The organism is Mesorhizobium sp. M7A.F.Ca.CA.001.10.2.1 (genome assembly GCF_003998575.1).
GTDB lineage: Bacteria > Pseudomonadota > Alphaproteobacteria > Rhizobiales > Rhizobiaceae > Mesorhizobium.
On sequence record NZ_RZQY01000452.1, the window covers coordinates 1 to 4,859 of the forward strand.

General features: G+C 62.4%; 4 protein-coding genes and 1 pseudogene. All 5 read right to left on the reverse strand.

The annotated features are described in order from the left end of the window. Positions 1-88: 88 nt before the first annotated feature. Complete coding sequence (locus EN964_RS24465) at positions 89-1,096, reverse strand: NAD(P)-dependent oxidoreductase (protein WP_127269403.1); 1,008 nt, start codon at positions 1,094-1,096, stop codon at positions 89-91. Then, complete coding sequence (locus tag EN964_RS24470) at positions 1,093-1,542, reverse strand: EamA family transporter (protein ID WP_127269402.1); 450 nt, start codon at positions 1,540-1,542, stop codon at positions 1,093-1,095. Before EN964_RS24470 ends, EN964_RS24465 begins: the two co-directional genes overlap by 4 nt. Before the next feature lie 124 nt (positions 1,543-1,666). Beyond that, complete coding sequence (locus tag EN964_RS24475; protein ID WP_127272434.1) at positions 1,667-3,019, reverse strand: FAD-binding oxidoreductase; 1,353 nt, start codon at positions 3,017-3,019, stop codon at positions 1,667-1,669. A 2-nt stretch (positions 3,020-3,021) separates the two neighbouring features. Continuing rightward, positions 3,022-4,455, reverse strand: coding sequence for a UbiA family prenyltransferase (locus tag EN964_RS24480; RefSeq protein WP_127271096.1), 1,434 nt, complete (start codon positions 4,453-4,455; stop codon positions 3,022-3,024). A 207-nt stretch (positions 4,456-4,662) separates the two neighbouring features. Then, positions 4,663-4,859 (reverse strand): annotated as a pseudogene (locus EN964_RS24485) (hypothetical protein); the annotation flags it as partial.

Here is a 4,859-nt window from a genome sequence, read left to right on the forward strand (position 1 = left end):
GTTCGGGCTTGGCCATGACGGTCATTTCAATCTCCTGTCTGCACGCACGACCAGGATCGAGCGCAACGAAAGCTGTTTTTGCGAGCCGCTATTCGGCGGGCACATGTTTGGTGGCGACTGCGTGGCCGGCTTTCTTGGCGCGGTACTCGCTATAGGCGGCGATCAGCATGTCCTCGTCGCGATATTGCGGCACCCAGCCGAGCTGGCGCCCGGCCTTGGACACGTCGAGCACGCAGTCCTCGTCGGCGATCAGATACTGTTCCGGGTCCATGATCGGCATGTTCAAGAGGTCGAGCAGGTCCAGCGTGCACTTGACCGCCCAGCCCGGTGTCGGGATCAGGATCGATTTCGAGCCGGCATGCCGGATCAAATCGCCGAGCAATTTCTTGACCGGCGGCGGGTTGAGCGAACCCAGATTATAGGCCTCATTAGGCACGCCGGCCTTCCAGGCCGCGCGCGCGGCCTCGGCGCAGTCGAACACCGAGATGAACTGATAGGGGTTCCTGCCCGAACCGATCATCGGCACCGGAAAATTCCAGTCGATCAGCTTGAACAGCTTTTCCAGGATGCCGAGCCGGCCTGGGCCGATGATCAGGCGCGGGCGAAACAGCGAGATCGACATGCCGCGCTTGCGCCATTCGGCCGCCAACTCCTCTGTCTTCTGCTTCGACCAGCCATATTCGCCCAGCGGCGCCACCGGGTGCTCCTCGGTCATCGGCTGCGTGACCGTGTGGCCGTAGATCATGTCGGTCGTGTAGTGGACGAGTTTTGACGCACCGGCTCTGTCCATGGCCTGCATGATGTGCTCGGTCCCATGAAAATTCACCGGGAAGAAGAAATCGTGCCGCTTGGAGCGCACCTGGATCGGCGACAGCATCTTGGCCGACAGATTATAGACCATGTCGTCGGCCTTCAGCCCAACCGCCGCGACCGATGCCGGATCGATGACGTCGCACTGGACAAAGCGGACAGTGCGGTAATGCGGCAGGTCGCTCTTGACGATATCGGCGACGACGACCTCTTCACCATCGGCCACAAGTTTCGGGGCGAGATGGCGGCCGACGAAACCGTCGCCGCCGAAAATCACATGTCTCATCTAACGATCTCGTTTGCTTGGATCTTGTCAGGCGTGATGGAAGCCGTCTGGTCTTCATGCCCTCGCTCGCCCAAATCCCGGCCACTTTGGGCGATCAGCACCGTGCCGACGCAGATGAAGGCGATGCCGGCGATGCGCCAGCCATTGAGGTCCTCGCGGAAGACGAAATAAGCGAAGATGGCGACGGCAACATAGGCGAGGCTGAGGAACGGATAGGCGAAGGAGAGCTCGACCTTGGACAGCACATAGAGATGCGATGCCATCGAGATGACGAAGGTACACAGGCCAAAGAACACCCAGGGGCTGAAAACGATCTGCAGCAACTTGACGAGCGGATTGACGCCCTCAAACGAGATCGGCCCGAGCGACATCATGCCTTGCTTCAGCATCAGCTGCGCGGCGGCATTGGTCACCACTGTAAAGAGAATGAAGACGATGTATTTCATGTGTTCCAAGCCACCCCCTCGCGATTCCTACTACAAACCCGCAAACATTTGGTGAAGTCCCAACAATATTTTGAGTAAATCGCGTTATTAAGCATCGATTAACCGGGAATTATTCGAGTTTTATCTATTCGGCCGCCTCGACCGAGCCTCGTCGCGCATCCAACCTCTTCGCGGTGCGCGCCCAGAAGTCAGACATGAAGGCGTGGTCGCGGAGCGCTTCCAGCCGCCGCCATTCGGGAAAGGACGAGGCGAATATCTCGGCGGCCATGCGGGCGTCCTTATATGGATTGACCGCGCCGCCGGCCTCGACCGTGATGCGGTCGAGTTCCCGCAGCAATGTCAGTGTCGCGGCACCCCTGTTGGGGAAATCCAGTGTCAGCGTGTAGCCGGAACGCGGAAACGACAGCAGCGCCGGCGAGCGGATGGAGCCAAAGCGTTTCAGCACCGTGAGGAACGAGCCCTGCCCGGCTTGCCTTGCAGCCGCCAGCAATGCCGGCACGGCCTCGCGCGCCGTCTCTTCCGGCACCACGCTCTGGTGCTGGAAAAGCCCTTTCGGCCCATAAAGCCGGTTCCAGTCGCGCACGCCGTCGAGCGGGAAGAAGAAGCCCTGATATCCGGCCTGGCGCTGCACGGTTGCCCGGCTCTTCCTCCACCTGTAGGCAGCGTTGAAGGCGGTCAGGAACGGCCGGTTGAGCACATTGAACGGCGGCTGGACCGGCACCGAGAAAGTGCCGCCGACGCGCGAGGCGGCATGCGAGCCGTGCTCGGCGTGATTGCCCGACAACAGCAGGCCGCGACCGCTGTTGCGGCCGCCGGCCAATTGGTCGATCCAGGCGACCGCATATTCATTGGCCTGATCGGCCGCCTCGGCCAGGCCGAAGAATTCGCAGAGATCGCGAAACGGGGTCGCCTTTTCGACGATGTCGAGCGAATGCACCCGCATCAGCCGGATCGAGGCCGACAGGATGAGGCCGGTCAGCCCCATGCCGCCGATCGTTGCCGCAAACAGCCGCGCATTGTCCGATGCCGAGCAGCGGTGGGTCTTTCCGTCGGACCTGAGCAGCGTGAAGCTCTCGACATGGCAGCCGAATGTCCCGCGCCGATGATGGTTCTTGCCATGCACGTCGTTTGCGATGGCGCCACCCAGCGTGACGAATTGGGTGCCGGGCACAACCGCCGGGAAGAAGCCGTGTGGGGCAGCGTGGGCGATGATGTCGGACAACAGCACGCCGGCATCCGCCTCGAGAACACCGGTTTCGGCGTTGAAGGCACGAATCCGGTTCAGCGAGCGCATGTCGACGACCGCGCCGGCCGCGTTCTGGCAGGAATCGCCGTAGGAGCGGCCATTGCCATAGGCAAGCAGTGACGCTGGCTTGGCCTGACCGCCCTTCAGCAGCGAGATAGCCTCGTCGGCACCGATGGCGCGCGGCGCCGGCGGCGTAGCAAGGCCAAAGCTCGGGAACCGCTCAGTGGCCATGCCTACCAGCCCCCGATGACCAGCATCACTGCACCGATCAGCACAACGATCTGGCTGCGCCAGTCGCGGATGATGAAGACGACCGGATCGTCATGCATCTCGTTGCGGCGCGCCAGGATCCAGACGCGCATGGTGAGATAAAGCACGATCGGTGCCAGCGGCCAGATCAGCCACGGATGCGGATAAAGCTCGCGCACCGCGACACTGTCCATGTAGAGCGCCAGCACCAGCGCCGAGGAGAAGGCCGAGGCCATGCCGGCCTGGGCGACGATCTCCTGGTCTTCGGTGCGATAGCCGCGGCCGGCAATGCGCTCGCCAGGCGGAATGGCGGTGGTGCGCAGTTCGACGAAGCGCTTCACCAGCGCCAGCGACAGGAAGAAGAAGATAGAGAAGGCCAGCAGCCAGAACGAGACGTCGACGCCGGTCGCCGCCGCACCGGCCAGGACGCGGATCGTGTAGAGGCCGGCGAGTGTCAGCACATCGACCAGCAGCATGCGCTTGAACGACAGCGAATAGGCCGTCGTGACGACCATATAGCCGCCGAGCACAGCCATGAATTCGGGCGACAGGAACAGCCCGGTGCCGATGCCGATCGCCAGAAGCACCGCGATTGCGCCAAGTCCGAACGGGATCGACAGCGCACCGCTGGCGAACGGCCTGTTGCGCTTGGTGAGGTGTTTGCGATCGAGCGCGAGGTCGAAGAAATCGTTGAGGATATAGATGGCCGATGCCACCGAACTGAACGAGACGAATGCCAGCAGGCATTGCCAGATCATGTCGGTGTTGAAATATTCATGCGAGAGCACCATCGGCACTGCGATCAGCGAATTCTTCAGCCACTGATGGACACGCAGCATCTTGACGATGGTCCGCAAAGTCGGCTTCGGCGCCGGCATCGTCTCGGCGCCATGCGCTGCCTGCCAGCGCGCGGCATGGCGGTCGGGCGCGACGACGATCGCGTTGCGCGCTGCATCGAAGACCTGGAGATCGTGACGGCTGTTGCCGGCATAGTCGAAACCGCCATCGCCATAGGCTGCGATCAGCGAAGCGCGCTTCCTGCCCGAGGTGAGATTGGCGAGACCATCGGTGGCCAGCACCTGGTCGAAAATGCCGAGATGGGCCGCGATGGCGTCGGCGAACTTGCGCGGCGTACCGGTCGCCAGCACGATCTTGCGGCCCTCGGCGTGTTCGGTCCGGAGGCGGCAAAGCAGCACCTCGCGATAGGGCAGCGATGCCGGATCGATGTCGATGCGCTGCGCGATTGCCTGCTTCAGCCGCGCCGGCCCGCCGGCGATCCAGAACGGTACCAGGAAGATATAGAGCGGGTTCATCTTGAGAAGGATGAACAGCCCTTCCCACAACAGGTCGGTCGCGATCAGCGTGCCGTCGAGATCGACCGCAAGCGGTATTGCGTTCCTGTCCGACCGCGCATCCATGTCCGTCCTGCCCTGCCCGCGTAGAGTTGCGCGCCGCTTTCCGGCGTCTTGAGGCTGGTATAGCGGGCGATGGCGTAGCGAACGTTAAAACGCCCGGTTGCAGACGGCTGCCGTGACGGTATTTCCGGCGTCATTGTTAAGCGACTGCTACCGGAAACGATAAAAGGCCGAGCAAACGCCCGGCCTCTCAAGATATGCCAACCGGAATTACTTGATTCGGGCGACGCCGCCCGAGATTTCGATGGTTTCCGAACCGGTCAGAGCTTCGAGGTCGCCGTTCGGCAAGGTGACGAAACAGCCATTCGGGCAGAACTCAACCGTTTCGCCGCCAGCCAGCGCGAGGTCGGTCTTGCTGCCGCCCTCGGTCACGACCAGCGTGCGGGTCTCGGCGTCCTTGTTGACCG